Below are 18,206 nucleotides of genomic sequence, written 5' to 3'. Positions count from 1 at the left end.
TACCCGAATCGGGGTGGGGCGGGGGGCCCGAGTGGTCGGTGCGCAGGGAGCACATCGGTTGTCGGGGTGCCACCGGTACCGGGACCAAGGTCCCATCGCACCACCCGTGTGAGCCAGATTCGGAGGAATGTCCCCCCCATCCCGGGTAGACCCCGGCAGAGTCGAGACCGAATGACCCCCATCGGGGGTCCGCGATGTGGCGTGCACAACCTCTTGGCCCTCGAGGGGAGGGGATACGGAACTCGGTATTCCTGCCGAAGGGCTCGATGGTGTCACGAAACCTCCTCGAAACGGCGTTAACCGGATCACCGGTGCCGGGGGCACTCCCGCGGTACCCACCTGGGTGGCCCGGACGTGCCTGGGTAGGTGCCATGACACACTTCGTCCCCAGCTCAGCGACAGAGTGCAACAGATAGGTGCTTGTCACGCAACGGCTTGTTGCGCCCCTCGATACGGATGCGGCCCGGAGGTTGACGGTGGAGGCTGAACGGCAACGCAATGATGCGCTGGACCAGCTGGCAGACATGCTCCAGTCTTTGATCGGAGATAACGAGACCAACATCAGCAGGCTGGCAGAAAGGACGGGATTCAAAAGGCAGCAGGTATCTCGGGCGGTCAACGGTCGGGAGGTACCTTCACCGGACCTCTCCGATGCCCTGGATGTCGTTCTCCCCTGCGGGGGGGCGATTAGGCGGCTGCGTGACGTCGCCGACCGGGAAAAGCGGGCGCGACGCCTCGGCGTCGTGCCTCCGATGAGAAAACCGACCGATGAATACGTTCCGGCACCGGAGGGGATGCTCGTAGCCAATGGTGCACGGACAATCGATCAAGGGGTGATTTCCACGAACCGGCGAGAGTTCGCGGCTCTACCCGCGCTGCCCGCCCTGTCCGCGCTGGCGGTCTCCACCCGGCAGCGCATCGAGATCGGCAGCGCCTCCGACCGCACGCTCGACGAGCTGGAGTCCGACGTCGACGAGATCGCGCAGGTCTACGGCTCGGCCCCGCACGCCGCCCTGCTCGGCGAGGTGGCCGGGCGCTGGAAGCAGATCGAGGCGATCCTCGACGGCCGGATGTCCGCGAGCACCCGCAGCCGGGTGACGTTGATCGGCGGCCAGCTCACCTACTTCCTCGGCCGGCTGGCCTTCAACACGGATGACTTCCGTTCCGCCCGCCGGTTCGCCGGCCTCGCCGGAACGTACGCGAACGAGATCAATGAGCCCGTTCTCATCATGTCGGTCGCGGCCCTGCAGAGCTCTATCGCTTATCACACACAGCGCTATCGCCAGGCCATTGCCGCGCTGAGCATCGTCCGCCATGTGAACCACCCGTACATGGACGCGAGAATGGCCGCCTACGAGGCGCGGGCCTACGCGAAGGCGGGCGACAACGACAACGCCCGGCGCGCGCTGAACCGGATGGAGGCGGCGTCCTGCACGATGGCACCGATGCCGGGAGAAACTCCGGTCGGTCCGGCGGCGGTTGCCATGTTCCGATCCGGAGTGGCTATCACGATGGGCGACGCCGACATGGCCCGTGAATGGGCGCCGATCGCGGTCGCCGGTTACCGGCGAAGGGGCGCCGACTTCACCGTCGAGGAATCACATCACGCCTCGATGTCCGACGCCTCGCAACATCTCCTCGGTCCCGACGCGGAACCCGAGGAAGCGGCCCGGATCGCCATGGCGGTAATGTCGTCTGCGCCGGCGGAACTGACGCACACCGTGAAAGCTCGACTGCGGCAGTGCGCCTCGTCGTTTTCTCCGGAACATCATCGGCTGCCCGCGGTTTCCTCCTTTCTCGAGGCGTGCCGGACGCTGCCGGCCGGAACGCCGGTATGACGACGAAAGAGGCGGCCGTAACGGCCATTCCGACACTCACCACGAAGCGCCTCGTTCTGCGTCCGCTCGATAATGCCGACATTCCCGGTTTCGTCGAGATCTGGTCCGATCCCGAGTTCACCCGCTACATCGGTGGACGATCCGATCCGGACAGCGTGTGGCCTGCGATGGCCGGCAACATCGGCTGCTGGGCGCTGACCGGCGTGGGCCCCTGGGCCGCCGTGGAACGATCGACCGGTTCGCTCGTCGGGCGGGCCGGGCTGCTGTGGACCGAGGCCGGCCGGCCCGGCGTCGAGGCCAGCCGGCCCGGCGTCGAGGCCGGCTGGTTCATCCGCCGCGACCGCTGGGACCGGGGCTACGCGCGCGAGGCGGCCAGCGCCGCCATCGGCTGGGCCTTCGCGCAGCGGCCCGACCTCGACGAGGTCGTCGCGGTCATCCTGTCGGACAACACCGCGTCGGTCCGCGTCGCCGAACGGCTCGGCATGACCCCGAAGCGCCTGGAGTTCATCCACGGCGAGGACCATGCCGTCCACACGATCAGCCAGGCTGACTGGACCGCCGCCCTGCGCGGCCTGCCCGCCGTGCCCGCGCAGGGCAGGCAGAACGCGCGCTGACAACTCGACATCCGAGGCGCCGACCACACGAGCACCGACACCCGAGCACCGCGAACATCGCGAACACCGCGAACACCGCCACGCGAGCACCGACATACGAGCACCGCGAACACAACGCAGCGAAACACAACGGGACACCACGCAACGCGACAAGAGCGGTGGCCGGGCCCCGGATCACCACCGGGCCCGGGCCGCCACCGTAGCCAACGGTCACCCACGAACCAACGGTCACCCACGCAGGCAGGCAAGCAGGCCGGCGGGCAGGCAGACAGACCCCCGAGCAACGGCGGTCGCCCCAGCCTCAGGCAGCCAACCCCGCGGTTCGGCCTACCTGCGCGACGAGGAGCCGCTGCCGGGCCCCGCGGCAAGGCCGGCCAGGACGACCGCGACCGCGCCGCGACTGACCGCGGTGGGCACGGGCAGCGCGGCCGCCGCCTGGGTCAGGCCCCGCACCAGAAAGTAGAGCTCGTCGACGGAGACGTCCGCGCGAGCCACCCCCGCGTCCTGCGCGCGGCGCAACACGGCGTCGACGGCGTCGCGCAGCCGGCGGGCCGCGCCCGCCGCGCCCGGGGGGAGCTGGTCGGGGACCCCGAGCAGGTTCGCCAGCGTCACCTTCGTCGCACCCCGCTCGATCATCGCGGTCACCAGCTCGGCGAGCGCCGGACCCGGCGCGGGCGCGGCCACGAGCGTGCGCGCGTGCGCGACGAGGTCGTCGAAATGCCGGACCAGCGTCGCCTCGACGAGGTCGGCCTTGGTGGGGAAGTGGCGGAACACTGTCGCGACGCCCACCCCGGCCCGCCGGGCCACCTCCTCCGTCGATGCCTGCGCGCCGAGCTCGCCGAACACCTCCTCGGCGGCGACGAGGATGCGCTCGCGGTTCAGCCGGGCGTCCACCCGCATCCGCGACCACCCTTCACCCGACATCGGCCCCCCGCCGTCCGTCGTATCACTCGTCGTCACCGCGGCGGTGTAAACGAAGCGGCCACTTCGGTTAGGATCCGAAGTCATCACTTCGTTTCTGCCACCGGAGGCACCGATGACAACTGTCGCCACGCCCGCCGAGGTCTTCCACGCGCTCGCCGACGCGGTGCCGCGGCTCGTACTCGGCGACCGCTCCCAGCTCGATCGGCTGGTCGCGCTGTACGCCGAGCACACCGACGTCCGCCATCCGTTCGCCCCGTTTCCGGCCGAGCCGCTGCGTACCCGCGACGACCTGCGTCGGCACTTCGGCGCGGCGACGGCGACGACCGACGGGGTTGAGAGCTTCGCCGCGGTCGGCCGGACGGTGCACGCCACCGCCGACCCGGAGGTCGTCATCGGCGAGTTCCGCTATGTCGGCCACGCCCACGCCCACGCCGACGCCGACGCCCACGCCGACGCCGACGACTTCGACGTCGCGTGCATCTTCGTGCTGCGGGTGCGCGACGGGCAGATCGTCGAGTCCCGCGACTACACCGACGCCGTCGGGTTCGCCCGGGCGTTCGGCCGGCTCGACGAGCTTGCCGCGGCCCTCGCGGCCTGACCGTGCCTCAGGCAGACGGGGACGTGAACTCCGGCTGGTCGATCAGCCGCAGCCAGGAACCGTCCGGCTGACGGCGCACCACCTGGGCGCGGGCGCCGGCGCCGTCCTTCGGCGGGGTCGAGGTCAGGGCGATGTCGCCGCTGGCCAGGGTCGGCAGGGGCGCCTCCTGTTCGAACGGCGGCAGGTGCGGCAGTGCCGTCGCCCAGAAGGCGCGGATGGCCTCGCGGCCCACTGTCACGCTGCCCGGCGGGTAGGCCATTACCGCGTCCGGTTCGTAGAGCGCCGCGATGCCCTCGGCGTCGCGGGCGTTGACCCGCTCGACGAACAGCCGGGTGATGTCCTCGGGCTGCCAGGCCTTGTCGCGTTCCGACATGTGTCCACCTCCGTGGGGAGTCCTGGTTCTGGTCCGTACCGGTGTGTGGCAGTTCCAGGATCGCCGGCCCGTCCAGGATCGCCGGCCTGTCCAGGATCGCCGGCCCGGTAGGCAGACGTCCAACAGATGATCCGTATGCGATCTAGAACCAGAGCTGATGGTGCCGGAGGCTCGGGTGGATACTGGTGGACGGAGGTGGTGCACGATGCCCGTCGAGCTCAACCACACCATCGTCGTCGCCCGGGACCGGCGCGAATCCGCCGAGTTCCTGGCCGACATCCTGGGCCTGTCCGTCGGGGCGCCGACCGGCCCGTTCCTGCCCGTGGCCACCGGCAACGGCGTCACGCTCGACTTCGCCACCAGCGACGAGCCGACCATCACCGCGCAGCACTATGCCTTCCTCGTCTCCGAACCGGAATTCGACGCGATCTTCGATCGGATCCGGCGGGCCGACATCGACTACTGGGCCGACCCCACTCGGCAACACCCCGGTGAGATCTACCATCGAGGCGGCGGCCGCGGCGTGTACTTCCCCGACCCGTCCGGTCATTTCCTGGAGATCCTCACTCCCGCCGGCGGATGAACCGACCGCGCGCGATCCTGCTCGACTTCTACGGCACCGTCGTGGCCGAGGACGACGACGTGGTGGCCGCGGTCTGCCGCAGCATCCAGCGGACCGCGACAGCCCGCGTAGACGACCCGGCCGCGATCGGCCGACACTGGTCGGATGTCTTCGCCCGGCTGTGCGCGGCCGCGGCGGGCCCCGCGTTCGCCACCCAGCGAGAGCTGGAGCGCCGGTCGTTGCGGGACACGATCCAGCGCTTCGGCTCGGACGCCGACGAGGAACCACTCAGCCGGCGACTGTTCGACTACTGGCGACGACCCGCGCTCCTCCCCGACGCCGCGGCCTTCCTGGCGGAGATCGGCGTGCCGGTCTGCCTTGTCTCGAACATCGACCGCGCCGATCTCGACGCGGCGATCGACGCCCACGGACTCCGGGTGGACGCAGTCGTCACGAGCGAACAGGCACGGGCCTACAAGCCGCGGCCGGAACCGTTCCGGCTCGCGCTCGACCACCTCGGCCTCGCACCGGGCGAGGCCTGGCACGTAGGCGATTCGCTCACCGCCGACGTGGCCGGCGCGAACGCGCTCGGCATTCCCGTCGTCTGGGTGAACCGCAGACGCCGGCACCGTCCGGCATGGGCGTCCCTCACCGCCGAGGTCACGGACCTCGCATCGGTCGGGGAGCTGGTCCGGTGAGCCCAGACGTCGTGGGCCCCGGGTTACGGCGCCCGTCGGCCGGTGGTCGCCCGTCGGCCGGTGGTCGCCCGTCGGCCGGTGGTCGCCCGTCGGCCGGTGGTCGCCCGTCGGCCGGTGGTCGCCCGACTGCCGGTGGTCGCCCGACTGCCGGTGACGGCGCGTCCCGGGGCGGCCATGCGGGCGGCGCGAGTGAGCAGATACTCGAAGATCGCCATATGGGACGCCGGAAAGAGGCGGGCGACGGCGTCGACCGTCCTGGCCTGGCGCGTGATGATCACTCGGGCCTTGCGGGCCTCGACCGCGGCGAGGATCTCCCGGGCGGCGGCGTCGGCCGGGTAGCTCAACAGTTTCGCGAAGTCCCGCCGGCCCGCCTCCGCCTCGTCGCTCGGCACGTCCCCCGCCACCCGTGCCGTCTCGGCGAGTCGGGTGCGAACCCCCCCGGGGAACACGGCCGTGACGCCGACCCGGCCGGCCAGCTCGTGGCGCAGAGCGTCGGTGAAGCCGCGGACGGCGAACTTGCTCGCCGAGTACGCCGTCTGGCCGGGTGGTCCGATGAGCCCGAACAGGCTCGAGACGTTGACGATGTGGCTGCCCGGACTGGCGAGCAGGGCCGGCAGGAGCAGACGGGTGAGCCGCACGGGCGCGCGGAAGTTGACGGCCATCACCCAGTCGAACTCCTCCAGCGTGAGGTGTTCGAAGCCGCCGCCGAACGCGACGCCGGCGTTGTTGACCAGCAGTGTCACCTCGGGATGGGCGGCCAGGACACGGGCCGCCGCGGCATCGACGGCATCGACGTCGGCGAGATCGACGGTCAGGGAATCGACCAGCAGCTGTGGCTGGCGGGCACAGATCCTGGCGGCCACGGCCTCCAGGCGCGGTGCGTCGCGATCGAGCAGCACCAGGTTGCTGCCGCGCCCGGCCAGTCCGTAGGCCATCTCCTCCCCCATGCCACTCGCGGCGCCGGTCACGACGGCGGTTCCGGCGACGAACCGGTAGGGAGGTAACGGGGACGGCACGGATGGACTCCTTCGACCAGGTTCGACCACGTTCGACCAGAAACGAGGATGCCCAGTATCCAGAGAGCCCACCGCCCGGCACAGCCAGGCCTCGCCCGACGTCTCCCAGCCCGACGTCTCCCAGCCCGACGTCTCCCAGCCGGGCGGCGCGCAGCGGCGGGGCTGGCCGACCGGGTAGGCCGCCGGCGGGTCAGTGGAGCAGGACGTCGGCGAGGCGGCGCCACCAGGTGGACTCCGGCTCGCCGCCGATCGCGTCGTTGACCTGGAGCACGACCTGGTCCGCGCCGGCGGAGCGGTACTCGGCCACCCGCTTACCGATGGTCTCCAGGTCTCCCCACACCGTGACCTGGTCGATGAGCCGGTCGCTGAGGTCGGCGACGTCGTCGGTGGTGAAGCCCATCCGGGCCAGGTTGCGGGCGTAGCCGGGGACGGTGGTCAGGAAGCGGATCGACTCGCGGGCGGCGCCCCGCGCGGCGGCCGGGTCGCGGTCGGGAATGACGGTGACGAGCACGGCCAGCGTCCGGTCTGGGCCGAGGACGGCGCGCGCGTCGGTGACGTACTGCGGGGTGACGAGGTAGGGGTACGCCCCGGCCGCGCGGTCGCGGGCGAGGCGGAGCATGGCAGGCCCGAGGGCAGCGAGGATGCGCCCGTCGGCCGGCACCGCGGGCTGCGCGGCGTCGAGCTCGTCGAGGTAGGCGCCAAGGGTGTCCAGCGGATGCGCGCCGTGCGCGCCGCCGAGGCCGGCAAGGTAGCGGCCAGGATGGTCGGCGGCGAGCGCCGCGTAGGTCGCCGCGACCTCGGCGGCGGGGACCTGGTCGACGGACAGGATGCCGTTGGCGACGAGCAGGCTGTCCGTCCCCCGCACGACCTGCTCGACGAGGGTGACATTGTTGCCCTGGCCGCCGGGCAGCCACAACGTCGCATAGCCGAGCCCTTCGACCTCGGCGGCCGCGGTGACGGCGGCGCCGGTGTCCGTGCTGGAGGCGATGGTCGAACTCGCGATACCGATGGTGCCGATGGTGCCGAGGCTGCTCATGGATCAGGAAACCCACCGGTGCGCAGGCTTGTTCCGGCAGGTGACCGCTCGGTCGCCCACCCGCAGCCCGCCGGGCACCCCCCGTACCGGGCGCCCCTTCCGGGTCGGGAGGCAACCTGCGGACCGGCCCAGGCGACAACGGGATGGACGCGCCCGAATCCGGCAACGACGCGCTCCGCCTCGACGAGGTCACCGGCGATCACCAGACGATGCTGAACGGCAGGACACGATGCGCACCCCGCGACACATCGCCATGATCGGCACCACCACGCCGAGTCACATCTACCCCTCGCTCGGCGTCATCGCCGAGCTCGTCCGCCGCGGCCACCGGCTCAGCTACGCCGTCGGCGACCGGCTCGCCGGGCTGGTGGAGCCCACCGGCGCCCGGCCCGTCACCTACCCCTCGACGCTGCCCGCCGAGGACGGGGACTGGCCGGACAACCCGGCCGCGGAACTCGTCACCCGGATGCTGCTGACCGAGGCCGTCACCACCCTGCCCGCACTCGCCCGCCATTTCGACGACGACCGGCCGGATCTGCTGATCCACGACGTCGCCGCGCAGGCGGGGCCGGTGCTCGCCGCCCGGTGCAACGTTCCCGCGGTGCTGCTGTCCCCGACGTGGGTGCCGTGGGACGGCTTCGAGCAGGACAACGCCGAGGCCCTGACGGCGCTGCGCACCTGCGTGCCGGGCAAGGAGTACCACGCGGCGTTCGCCAGCTGGCTGCACGACTTCGGCATCGACCGCGACCCCTGGGAATGGCTGGGCGCCGACCGGCCCGCCGTGTCGCTGATCCCCCCGATGCTGCAGCCGCACCTGGACCGGGTCCGGCCGGGCGTGCGCCACGTCGGCCCGTGTCTGGACCCCGCGCGGCTCGCCGAACGGGCATGGACCGCGCCGCCGGGCGCCGGGCGGGTGCTGCTGGTGTCGCTGGGCACCGTCTACAACGACCGGCCGGACATCTACCGGGCCGCCGCCGAGGCGTTCGCCGGCACCGACTGGCACGTGGTCATGGCGCTCGGCCGCCGCGTCGACCCCGCCGCGCTCGGCCCGCTGCCCGCCAACGTCGAGGCGCACCGCAGCGTCGACCAGCTCGCGGTGCTCGCGGCGGCGTCGGCGTTCGTCACCCACGCGGGGATGGGCAGCTGCGTGGAATCGCTGTGGTTCGGCGTCCCGACGGTCGCGATCCCACTGGCCGCCGAGCAGTTCGGCAACGCCGCGATCCTCGCCGCCCTCGGCGTCGGCGAGCAGCTCGCCGCCAACCGGGTCAGCCCGCCGCTGCTGCGCGCCGCCGTCGAGTCCGCCGCTTCCCGCGCCGAGATCGCCGGCCGGCTGGCGGAAATCCGGGCCGTGCTACGCGCTGACGGCGGGATCGAGGCCGCCGCCGACGCCGTCGAATCGTTCCTACCCTGACGAACCGTCGAAGTTCGGCGAACCAGCGAAGTGCGGCGAACCGGCGAAGTGCGGCGAACCGGCGGTGTGAGATCGTGCGCGGATGCCCGCCGAACCTGCGCTGATCCTGTGGGATGTCGATCACACGCTGGTGTCGTTTCCGGGGCTCGGCCGCGAGCTCCACGCCCGAGCCTTCCAGGAGGTGACCGGCCGGCCCGTGGCCCGCGTCGCCGACCTCGCCGGCCGCACCGACCGGGCCATCGTCGTCGACACCCTGCGGCTGAACGGGATCGACCGGCCGGAGTCACTGCTGCCGGCGTTCTACGCGGCGCTACCGGCCGCGGCCGTCGCGCTCGACGATCGGCTGCGCCGGACCGGCCGGGTCCTGCCCGGCGCGCGGGCGGCCGTCGAGAGCCTGGCGCGCGACGGCGTCGTGCAGTCGGTGGTCACCGGCAACCTGCCGTCCATCGCCCGGCTCAAACTCGCCTGCTGCGAGTTGACCGACCTGCTTGACCTGGCCGTCGGTGGCTACGGCGACGACGGCATCGACCGGGCCGCGCTGGTCGCCCTGGCCGTCGGGCGGGCGGAGTCGGCCCACCGCGTGACCTTCGTCCCGGCCCGTGTGGTCGTCGTCGGGGACACCGCGCATGACGTCCGCGGCGCGCGGGACGCCGGGGTGCGGGTGGTCGGGGTCGCCACCGGCGCGACCACCGCGGAAACCCTCGCGGTCGCCGGCGCGGACGCGGTCCTGACCGACCTCACCGACCTGGCCGCCCTGCACGCCGCCGTCTACGGCGACACCATCTACGGCGACACCATCTACGGCGACACCGTCACCTGACCGAACGTCCAACTCGGCCGGCAGCCGGCGAGCGGATGCTCGCCGCCGACGTCGTAGCGCTCGGCCAGCAGACGCTCGGTGATGTTCTGCAGGATGCCGAGGATGTACGAATGCGCGGTGTCCAGCCGGTCGGACCACGACCTGGTGATGCCGGCGAAGAAACCACCGACCGCATACTGCCTGCCGAGCGCGAGGAACCGCTCCGACACGAGCGCGTGCACGCCGTGCAGCCGCAGCTCACCGGCCAGCATCAGGCCGGTCGGTCCGCCACCGAAAATGATCACATCAATCATGAACCGCCCGTTCACCAAGTGTCTGTCCTGAATCTTGGGGTTGCCTTTCGGCCAGCTGCTCCGCGCGGTCCGGCGGCGCACACCCGCGAGCACACATGTTTCGTGAATCCCTGATGTCCGCAGGTTCTGGCTTCGCCGGAGATTCTGCGGCACGATCCTGGCTGGCTCCGTCCTGTCCTTCGGCCGGGTGGACCCCGTTACGCGAGTCTGCCGCAGAAACATGCCGGACCGGGCCCGCGGGCCTTCCGGCTGCTGGACGCGGCCCGCGACTCCGCCTCCGCTACGGCTGACAGGGTCTAGGTTGTTGATGTACCAGTAATCGCGGAACCCACGAACCCCACCGATTCGGCGCTATCCCGGTGCGGGTCTCCGAACCGATCAGGTCATAGGAGGCACCCATGAGCGACCAGCAGGTACGGATGATCGTCCTGTCGACAGACGATCTCGAGGAGTCGATCAAGTTCTACACCGAGACCCTCGGCTTCCCGCTGAAGTTCCGCGACGGCGCCCACTACGCGGCTCTCGACGGCGGCTCGGTGACCCTCGCCCTGGCCACGGCGATCGATCACCCCATACACGGCCAGGTCGTCGTGGGCATCAAGACCGACGACGTCGACGGCGCGGCGAAGGCGATCGAGGAGAACGGCGGCGCCATCGTGAAAGGCCCCTACGACGACGCTCACGAGCGCCGCGCCGTGGTGTATGACAACAAGGGCAACGGCCTGGTCTTCTACAAGTCGCTTCAGCGCTGACACGTATTCGATCCGCTCCCACGCCGGCCGGACACCGGCCGGCGTGGGAGCGATCAAGCCAACCAGCGACGCGGCCGTGGTCTCGTACGGCGTTCAGCCACCTCACCCCACAGCCTTCCGCTCTCCCATGGCGTGCGACCCCAAGGTGAGCGTCGTCAGCAGGCGGCCATGCCGCCCAGGTGAGGCCCCGGTAGGTCACCGTCTGGACGCACGACGACCTCGCCATCACTCGGGTCCCGCCGGCCGACCGGAATCCTGACCTGGTGCCACCAGCACAGCCAGGTCCGCTCGGCCGCGGCCACAAGCGGCGGCGACACGGTGCCTTTGGCCGGCACCGTGATCGTCACCCCGCTGCGCCGCTGCGCCGCTGCTCCCGAGCCGACCGCATCACCGTGACCGAGCCGGGGCAGGAACCGGTGTCGTTCCTCTCCGACGACGACAGCCACCGCGTACAGATCGCCGCGCCTCCCCGCTGAGCGACACAACCACCCCAACGTTCTGTCGATCCGGGCCACGGCCTGCCCCGCCTGTGCTTACCCTGACGGCAACCGAAATGGACGGGGAGGAGATCTCTATGCCCAGGTGTCCGCACACATACTGTCGACGGTCCCGATGAGTGCGCCGGTGGTCGTCGCGGTGGTGGGTGGCGGGGCAAGTGGTTGCCTCGCCGCCGCCCAGCTGGCAAGGTCCGTGGCGGTTACCGGCCGAAGGCTCACGATATTGCTCGTCGAACCGGACGACGTCGGCGAGGGCCTGGCGTATCTGACTAGAGATCCGCGGCATCGGCTCAATGTCCCGGCCGCGAAGATGAGCGCATTCGACGATGACCCGCAGCACTTCCTGCGCTGGCTTCGTCGGCACGTCGCGGTCGACTTTCCCGCCGGGGGTTTCGCGCCCCGCCAGTTCTATGCCGACTACCTGCGCCACACCCTGGAGGAGGCGCTGCGCGCCGCGAGCGGGGTGCGCTACGAGCGGGTGTGCGCCCGCGCGACGGACGTCCGCCGGCACGGCCGCCGGCTGCGGCTGACGCTCGACGACGGGACCAGCCATCCGGTCGACGGCGTCGTCCTCGCGCTCGGACACGGCGCTGCGACGACGTCGTGGGCTCCGCCGGCGCTGGCCCGGTCGCCGCGGTTCGTCGGCGATCCGTGGCGGGCGGATTCCCAGCCTCGCGTCCCGGCCGGCAGCGACGTGCTGCTCGTCGGCTCGGGTCTGACCATGGCCGACATGGCCCAGCGCTGGAGCCGGGCCGGCGTGCGCCTGCATGTGACCTCGCGTCACGGGCTGCTTCCGCTGCCCCACGCTGTGGACCCGGCGCCGCCGCTCGCCGCCCCGGAGTTGCCCGACGGACCGGTGAGCCTCGCCCGGGCCCGTCGGCTTGTCTTCGATCACATTCGCGCGGCCGGTGGCGACTGGCGGCGGGCCGTGGACGCGATGCGCCCGGTGACGGCCGAGCTGTGGTCACGCCTGGACGCGGCTTCCCGGTCGGGTTTCGTCGCCACGACGATGCGCCGCTGGGACCAGGTGCGGCACCGCGTCGACCCCGCCATCCACGCCTGGCTGGAGCAACGCCGCGCCGAGGGATCGCTGGTCGTGCACGCCGCGCAGGTCGTCGACGCCTGTGACACCGCGGCCGGCGTCGAGGTCTCGCTCAGTGACGGCTCTCGGGTACTCGCCGCGGCCGTGGTCAACTGCACCGGTGCGGGCGCTGGCGTGCGGACCAGCCATGATCCCCTGGTCATGAACCTGCTCGCCGCCGGCCTGGCGACCCCGGACAGCCTGGACCTGGGTTTTGCCACCGAGGCGTCCGGGCGCCTGGTCGCGGCCGACGGGCCCCGGCCGGCGATCTGGGCCATTGGACCGTTGCGGCGGGGGGAGCTGTGGGAGAGCACGGCGATTCCCGAGATCCGCGGCCAGGCGGCCGCGCTCGCCCGCGCCATCGTGGCTGCCCTGCCTGGGCCACGGGTCGTCCGGCGGGTGCGCGACCCCTACGGCCTGCCCCTCACCGCCAGCCCGCAGGCGGCCGGTCGCTATGTCGCCGGGCTCGGACGGATCCTGCGGGTACGGTCCGGGGCCGAGACGCTGGTGGCCGAAGCGGTCGCGGCCGACCCCCAGTTCGCCCTCGGGCAGGCGGTGCTGGCGCTGCTCGGTGCCGAGTGGGGCGCCGACGTCGACGTGGAAACGGCTCTGCGGAACGCGCAACGCCACGCCGGCCGGGCCGACGAGCGTGAGCGGCGCTTCATCGAGGTCGTCGCCGCCCGCATCCGCGAGCCGGGGGGAGCCGGTTCGGCCGCGGCACTGCTCAGCTACATCCACGCCTACCCGGAAGACGCCCTGGCCGTCAGCATCGCCGTGCCGACAATCGCGTTCAGCGGCGCGACGGAGATCCCGGCCGAGGCCTGGGCCCTGGTCGAAGGCCTGGCCGCCGTCTACCGCGACGACTGGTGGTACCGGGGGCTGCTCGCCTTCACCCGCCAGGAGCAGGAGAACTGGGAGGAGGCGGCCGAACTCGCCGCGCTGGCGCTGGCCGTCGAACCGACCGCCGGCCACGCCGTCCACGCGAAAACCCACGTCCACTACGAGACCGGCGACCATGAGGCGGGGCTGGCCTGGTTGGACGCCTGGATCTCGACCTGCGGGTCGGACTCGTCGCATCGGGCGCACTTCTCCTGGCACGCGGCCCTGCACGAACTCGCCCTCGGTGACGACAACGCGATCCGGGCGCGTTTCTCAACCCAGCTCTCGCCACCGGCCGTCTCCGGCGTCCGGGCTCTGATCGACTCGGCGTCGCTGCTGTGGCGCGGCTTCGCAGCCGGCGCCTGGACGTCGATGGAACTCGGACCGGTGTTGGAGACCGTTCCCAGCGCGTTGCTCGTCGATCCGCCGACGCCTTTCGTCGGGCTCCACTCGGCGGTCGCCCTCGCCGCCGTGGGGGACTGCCGCCGACTCGCGCAACTGCGCCGGTCCGCGGCCGCCCGCAGCAGCGCGGTGTTCACCGACACCGTCGCGCCGCTGGCTGACGCCCTGATGCACCTCCTGCACGGTGATCCCGACCGGGCGACCGACGCGCTGATCGCGTTGCCCGGCGTCGACAGGCTCGGGGGCAGCGCCGCCCAACGCGAGATCGTCGAGGACACCACGATCTACTGTGCCATCCAGGCCAACCGGCCCGACATCGCCCAGTCGCTTCTACAGACTCGGCTCGCCCGCCGCTGCTCCCCCCGCGACGTCCACCGCCGTGCGCAGCTCCTCGCCGGCCAACAAACCGGGCGCTCGTCACCGGGCGATTGACCGGTACCTCACCGCCGGCCTGATGCGAGGCGCCGCCGCGCTACCCGGTCCGGCGGTGAACGTGATGGATGAGGCGGGCGATCCCGCGGTAGGGGTCCCGGGCTCCGGCTCGCGTCGTAGAGTCCGTCTGAGCCGTCCCGGCGACCTCCATCGGGTGAGTGGTCAGGGACGGGCGGGAGCGGGCAGGGTAATAGCCGGATAGGCCTCGACGTACTGGTCGCCGGTGGCCACTCCGTGGTAGGTGCAGGTGCGGGCGCGCAGGTCGACCTCGTAGTCGGTGACACCGGCGCGCCAGCACGCGTTGAGAAACTCCGGGAAGCTGGTGTGGCCGGCCTGGTCGGCCCGGATCGCGGCGACCACGGCGGGCACGGTGCAGCGGTACGTGTCGAAGCCGGCGGTGCGCAGCACCTCCGCCAGGTACGGGAACCCGCCCACCTCCGGCCGCACGCGCGCGGCCAGACGCTGCGCCTCGGCCAGCATCCGCGTGACATCCATCGTCATCCGTCCTTCCTTTCTTCCTCGCGCGTCACGCAGCCCCACCGTGCAGCACAATATCGAAACAGCAACATGTTGTCGTGATGGATAAAATGTTGCACACAGCAACATGTTGTCAAGATGGTGGAGGCGAACGTGGCGGACGAACTGGCCCTGCTGATCGCGGACGTCTACGAGACCGCCGGCGCGCTACGGCGCTGGGGGCAGCGCGTCGCCTCCGCCGAGGGGCGGACCCAGGCCCAATGGCAGCTACTCAGCGTGCTCTCCGGGCCCCCGCTCACCGTGCCCGCCGCCGCCCGGCGACTCGGCATAAGCCGCCAGGCCGCGCAACGCACGGCCCACGAACTCGTTGACGACGGACTCGCCCACGTCATCGCCAACCCCGACCACCGGACCGCCGGCCTGCTCCAGCTCACCGACCACGGCCACGACGCCCTGAGCCGGATGGCCGCCCGTGCCGCCGAGGACCACCGCGAACTGCTCGTCGACCTCCCCCTCACTGACGTGACCCACGCCCGCGCGCTCCTGCGCGAGCTCGTCACCCGCCTACGAGCGGCCGACCGCGTCTAGCCGTTCTTCTTGAGGTAGCGGGCGACACGGTGGGCGGCCGTCCGGCCGGGGAGCCCGCTCACTCCACCGCCGGGGTGTGTACCGGACCCGCCGAGGAAGAGACCACTGAGTGGGGTCTTGCCAAGCCCGAGCCCCACCGCCGGGCGCAACGGTCCCGAATTCATAAAGCCCATGTCGAGATGCGTGATGCAGCCGTTCCGGACGTGCAGGCGTGTCGCGACGTCCTCCGGTGACTCAACGAGGCGTCCGATCTCGGCCTGCTCCAGCGGCTGGACGTATTTGCCCGTCTTGGTCAGAACGGAATCAACAGCCGACTGTCGGATGGCATCCCAGCCCCTGCGGGGGTGCACCGGGACGGCGAGGGCATAGAGGTAGAGCGTCTCCTGGCCTGGGGGCGCCTGGGTGGGGTCTTCCCCCGACGGCGCGGCAACCCAGAGCGCCGGGTCGGCCGGCAGTTCACCGCGGCTGGCGGTCGCGTAGGAATCGACCACCGACTCCGCGGTAGCAAGGAGCAGGGTGGGCTTGCGAAGGTCGATCCCGTCGGTGCGGGTATGGCTGGTGACCTCGATCTGCTCCGAGAGAGCCATGTCGATCTTAAAAACCCCCGATCCGATCCGGTTGGCGCTGGCATGGTCGAGACGGGCGGCTGTGGATTGACTGATTACGTCACTGTCGACCAGTTCGCGCAGCGTGGTCCATGGGTCCACCGACGATACGATGGCGCGAGCGCCCAACGTACGACCGTCGGTCAGCCGGATTCCGCGGACGGCGTCTCCGGCACGCATTATCTCGACGACTCGGGCAGCGACGGTGACGGTTCCTCCGGCGCTTTCGAGACAGTTGATCAGCGCCGTCGTGAGGGACTGCATTCCGCCGATAGGCCGGCCCACACCGACTCGGGACAACAATGCCAACAGAAGGAATCCGAGCCCGCTCCCGGGTTCCGACACCGGTCCAGCGCCCGCCGCGAGGTTGAGCAAGGCCCCGCGCACTACCGGATGTTGAAATCGCTCGTCCACAGCCATGCTGGCGCTGCCCGTGAGCAGGGCGACAATGTCGGACATCTTCTTGCGGCTTTTTATGAGCTCGCGAGCGACACCGACGACGAGCGACGGTGAGGGCCTCGCCGTGTCCGCGCCCATGACCGGAAGTGCCGTGGCCATCACCCGGTCCAGCAGGTTCATGAAGTCCAGGAAGGCGGCAGCGTCCTGCCGCGAGAAGGTCCGGATCTCCTCGGCGGTACGCTGCGGGTCACGCCACAGAGCGAGGGACGAACCGTCCGGGTGGAGCGAGACATAGCTCGGATCAGGCTTGACCATGCGCAGCCCGTGCTCCCGCAGCGAGAGTTCACGCGGAATCTGCGAGTGCAAGAGCGCGATGATGTCGACAGCGCACGTGTTGACCGTATGTCCGGGCGCCTCGGCGATGAACGGACCGGACATCGTCATCCCGCCCGGCAGGTTCGCCGCCTCTACGACCGCCACCCGCAGGCCAGCCTTCGCGAGATAGCAGGCCGCGACGAGGCCGTTGTGGCCCGCCCCGATCACCGCAACATCGACCTCCGCCGGGAGAGTCGTGCCGAACCTGGGCTCAACTGTGTCGGAGTTTGACATCATGAGGCCTCGCTCGCGCGGCCGTGGATGCGCCTCACGCGTCGACTCGAATCAGTCCGGCGATGTTGTCACGCATCACGCTGGCCGTCTCCACCGGAGACGCACGGTCAACGAGCTTCTCCGCGAAGCCAAGCGGCTGCTCCAGCCCCTCGGGATGAGGCCAGTCAGAGCCGAAGAGCACGTGGTCGTAGCCGATGGCTTCCGCGAGCTCGACCGGATCCTCCTCGAAGAAGGGGCAGACGTAGAAGTTGCGCTGGAAGGTCTCCGACGGTCGACCCTCGATGGGGCCACCGACGCCCGCCTGCCCTCGTGTCATGAAGGCCACCTTGTCGAGGCGCTTCATCAGCGGCTTGACCCAGCTGGCACCGTTCTCGATGCTCAGGACCTTCAGGTGCGGGAAGCGCACGAAAAGGTTGTTGAGGATCAGGTTGGCGAAGGTGTCCTGCGCCGATGTCCCGGCGAGGTAGTTGTTGAACGGGGACTGGTACTGCAGCGGCGGCCGCGGCAGCTCGCCCCACTGCGCTCCCCACAGCTCGTGGTAGCCGGCGTCCGAGACATGGAAGCTCACCGGAATATCGGCCTCCTGCACCAGCCCCCAGAAGCGGTCACGCCTGGGGTCGGCGGCGGACTCCCCGTAGATCGGCCCCAGCCGCAGGTGCAGGAGCCTTGCGCCGGCTGCGAGGACGCGCTCAGTCTCGGTGATCGCCTGCTCGACGTCTAACAGCGAGATCATCGGCGCCGCAAAAAGACGGCCATCCGCGGCGAAGCCCCAATCCTCTTCTAGCCAGCGGTTGAAAGAGCGAAGGTTTGCGTAGAGGACGTCCGTGTCGTCGTGCAGCTCGTGCTCCACTGAGACACCTAGACTGGGGAACAGCAACGTGCCGTCGAGACCTTGGTCGTCCAGGAGTTCGAGGCGGTTTACCCGGTGCATCATCGCCGGGAAATCATGGGCACTGATCATTTCGGGTTGACTCCAGCCGCCCGGGTCTTCGTCGTCGTGAATCCCGAGGAAAGCGCCCGCCCGACTGCCGGGTGCGCCTGTGTAGTCGCACTGAACGACACGGATGAGGCCGGCTTTCTTGTCGCCGTAGTAGAGACGTCCCAATCCATCTCGTTCACTGACGCGCACGTTCACGGCCCGTGAGCGGTATTTCGTCTCGATATGGCGAGTGAACGCGTCATAGGGCTCGTAGTAGTGACCGTCCGAGTCGATGGGTCGACGCTCAGTAGGTGTTGCCGGCTGGAGAAGGGTCATATCGAAAGTCCCGTCATGAGGGTCTCCGGGCGGGCGTGAGGCGCGCT

Annotated in this window: 19 protein-coding genes; 10 read left to right on the top strand and 9 right to left on the bottom strand. The window is 70.6% G+C overall.

Translation table 11 applies throughout. From position 1 onward, the window contains the following. The first annotated feature begins 476 nt into the window (after positions 1-476). Both NBZ83_RS03830 and NBZ83_RS03825 read left to right on the top strand, forming a co-directional pair. The gene (locus NBZ83_RS03830; protein ID WP_261567721.1) at positions 477-1,838 is read left to right on the top strand and encodes an NsdA family TPR-like regulatory protein; all 1,362 of its coding nucleotides are present in this window, start codon (positions 477-479) and stop codon (positions 1,836-1,838) included. Beyond that, the gene (locus NBZ83_RS03825) at positions 1,835-2,452 is read left to right on the top strand and encodes a GNAT family N-acetyltransferase (protein ID WP_261574351.1); all 618 of its coding nucleotides are present in this window, start codon (positions 1,835-1,837) and stop codon (positions 2,450-2,452) included. Before NBZ83_RS03830 ends, NBZ83_RS03825 begins: the two co-directional genes overlap by 4 nt. 327 nt (positions 2,453-2,779) lie before the next feature. Here the strand turns inward: NBZ83_RS03825 and NBZ83_RS03820 are convergent, their stop codons facing one another. Then, positions 2,780-3,352, bottom strand: a complete 573-nt coding sequence (locus tag NBZ83_RS03820; RefSeq protein WP_261567723.1) for a TetR/AcrR family transcriptional regulator — start codon at positions 3,350-3,352, stop codon at positions 2,780-2,782. 136 nt (positions 3,353-3,488) lie between these two features. Here NBZ83_RS03820 and NBZ83_RS03815 point away from each other — a divergent pair, with 136 nt between their 5' ends. Then, a complete protein-coding gene (locus NBZ83_RS03815; RefSeq protein WP_261574350.1) occupies positions 3,489-3,974 on the top strand; it encodes a nuclear transport factor 2 family protein in 486 nt (161 codons plus the stop codon). 7 nt (positions 3,975-3,981) lie between these two features. On the opposite strand, the gene NBZ83_RS03810 is transcribed toward NBZ83_RS03815, so the two are convergent. Further along, entirely contained in the window at positions 3,982-4,347 is a 366-nt protein-coding gene (locus NBZ83_RS03810) for a YybH family protein (RefSeq protein ID WP_261567725.1), read from the bottom strand. A gap of 205 nt (positions 4,348-4,552) precedes the next feature. Between NBZ83_RS03810 and NBZ83_RS03805 the strand changes: the two genes are divergently transcribed. Then, positions 4,553-4,930, top strand: a complete 378-nt coding sequence (locus tag NBZ83_RS03805) for a VOC family protein (protein ID WP_261567726.1) — start codon at positions 4,553-4,555, stop codon at positions 4,928-4,930. Beyond that, the gene (locus NBZ83_RS03800) at positions 4,927-5,607 is read left to right on the top strand and encodes an HAD family hydrolase (protein ID WP_261567728.1); all 681 of its coding nucleotides are present in this window, start codon (positions 4,927-4,929) and stop codon (positions 5,605-5,607) included. Before NBZ83_RS03805 ends, NBZ83_RS03800 begins: the two co-directional genes overlap by 4 nt. Before the next feature lie 23 nt (positions 5,608-5,630). On the opposite strand, the gene NBZ83_RS03795 is transcribed toward NBZ83_RS03800, so the two are convergent. Beyond that, positions 5,631-6,623, bottom strand: a complete 993-nt coding sequence (locus NBZ83_RS03795) for an SDR family NAD(P)-dependent oxidoreductase (protein WP_261574349.1) — start codon at positions 6,621-6,623, stop codon at positions 5,631-5,633. Between the two features lie 190 nt (positions 6,624-6,813). Then, positions 6,814-7,659, bottom strand: coding sequence for a TIGR03620 family F420-dependent LLM class oxidoreductase (locus tag NBZ83_RS03790; RefSeq protein ID WP_261567730.1), 846 nt, complete (start codon positions 7,657-7,659; stop codon positions 6,814-6,816). 229 nt (positions 7,660-7,888) lie between these two features. Here NBZ83_RS03790 and NBZ83_RS03785 point away from each other — a divergent pair, with 229 nt between their 5' ends. Next, positions 7,889-9,070 carry a macrolide family glycosyltransferase gene (locus NBZ83_RS03785; RefSeq protein ID WP_261574348.1) on the top strand — a complete coding sequence of 394 codons (1,182 nt, stop codon included), beginning with the start codon at positions 7,889-7,891 and terminating at the stop codon, positions 9,068-9,070. Positions 9,071-9,152: 82 nt separating this feature from the next. Beyond that, positions 9,153-9,890: an HAD family hydrolase gene (locus NBZ83_RS03780; protein ID WP_261574347.1), complete on the top strand. Its 738-nt coding sequence runs from the start codon at positions 9,153-9,155 to the stop codon at positions 9,888-9,890. On the opposite strand, the gene NBZ83_RS33635 is transcribed toward NBZ83_RS03780, so the two are convergent. Beyond that, on the bottom strand, positions 9,869-10,276 hold the full coding sequence (locus NBZ83_RS33635; RefSeq protein ID WP_261574346.1) for an FAD-dependent monooxygenase: 408 nt from the start codon (positions 10,274-10,276) through the stop codon (positions 9,869-9,871). The genes NBZ83_RS03780 and NBZ83_RS33635 overlap by 22 nt on opposite strands. Before the next feature lie 305 nt (positions 10,277-10,581). Here NBZ83_RS33635 and NBZ83_RS03770 point away from each other — a divergent pair, with 305 nt between their 5' ends. Beyond that, positions 10,582-10,935 (top strand): VOC family protein, encoded by a 354-nt coding sequence (locus NBZ83_RS03770; protein ID WP_261555420.1) that lies wholly within the window; start codon positions 10,582-10,584, stop codon positions 10,933-10,935. A 155-nt stretch (positions 10,936-11,090) separates the two neighbouring features. Here the strand turns inward: NBZ83_RS03770 and NBZ83_RS03765 are convergent, their stop codons facing one another. Then, entirely contained in the window at positions 11,091-11,381 is a 291-nt protein-coding gene (locus NBZ83_RS03765; RefSeq protein WP_261574345.1) for a hypothetical protein, read from the bottom strand. A gap of 166 nt (positions 11,382-11,547) precedes the next feature. Here NBZ83_RS03765 and NBZ83_RS03760 point away from each other — a divergent pair, with 166 nt between their 5' ends. After that, positions 11,548-14,226, top strand: coding sequence for an FAD/NAD(P)-binding protein (locus NBZ83_RS03760; RefSeq protein WP_261574344.1), 2,679 nt, complete (start codon positions 11,548-11,550; stop codon positions 14,224-14,226). 162 nt (positions 14,227-14,388) lie between these two features. On the opposite strand, the gene NBZ83_RS03755 is transcribed toward NBZ83_RS03760, so the two are convergent. Then, on the bottom strand, positions 14,389-14,727 hold the full coding sequence (locus NBZ83_RS03755) for a DUF1398 family protein (RefSeq protein ID WP_261574343.1): 339 nt from the start codon (positions 14,725-14,727) through the stop codon (positions 14,389-14,391). Between the two features lie 114 nt (positions 14,728-14,841). On the opposite strand from NBZ83_RS03755, the gene NBZ83_RS03750 reads away from it, so the two are divergent. Continuing rightward, positions 14,842-15,291, top strand: coding sequence for a MarR family winged helix-turn-helix transcriptional regulator (locus NBZ83_RS03750; RefSeq protein WP_261574342.1), 450 nt, complete (start codon positions 14,842-14,844; stop codon positions 15,289-15,291). Here NBZ83_RS03750 and NBZ83_RS03745 read toward each other — a convergent pair. Both NBZ83_RS03745 and NBZ83_RS03740 read right to left on the bottom strand, forming a co-directional pair. Continuing rightward, positions 15,288-16,904, bottom strand: coding sequence for a phytoene desaturase family protein (locus NBZ83_RS03745; protein WP_261574341.1), 1,617 nt, complete (start codon positions 16,902-16,904; stop codon positions 15,288-15,290). The genes NBZ83_RS03750 and NBZ83_RS03745 overlap by 4 nt on opposite strands. Before the next feature lie 34 nt (positions 16,905-16,938). Continuing rightward, positions 16,939-18,159: an amidohydrolase family protein gene (locus NBZ83_RS03740; RefSeq protein WP_261574340.1), complete on the bottom strand. Its 1,221-nt coding sequence runs from the start codon at positions 18,157-18,159 to the stop codon at positions 16,939-16,941. Positions 18,160-18,206 lie beyond the last annotated feature (47 nt).

It is taken from the genome of Frankia gtarii (assembly GCF_025403375.1).
GTDB classification, from domain to species: domain Bacteria; phylum Actinomycetota; class Actinomycetes; order Frankiales; family Frankiaceae; genus Frankia; species Frankia gtarii.
This window is presented reverse-complemented; position numbering and strand designations above follow the sequence as displayed.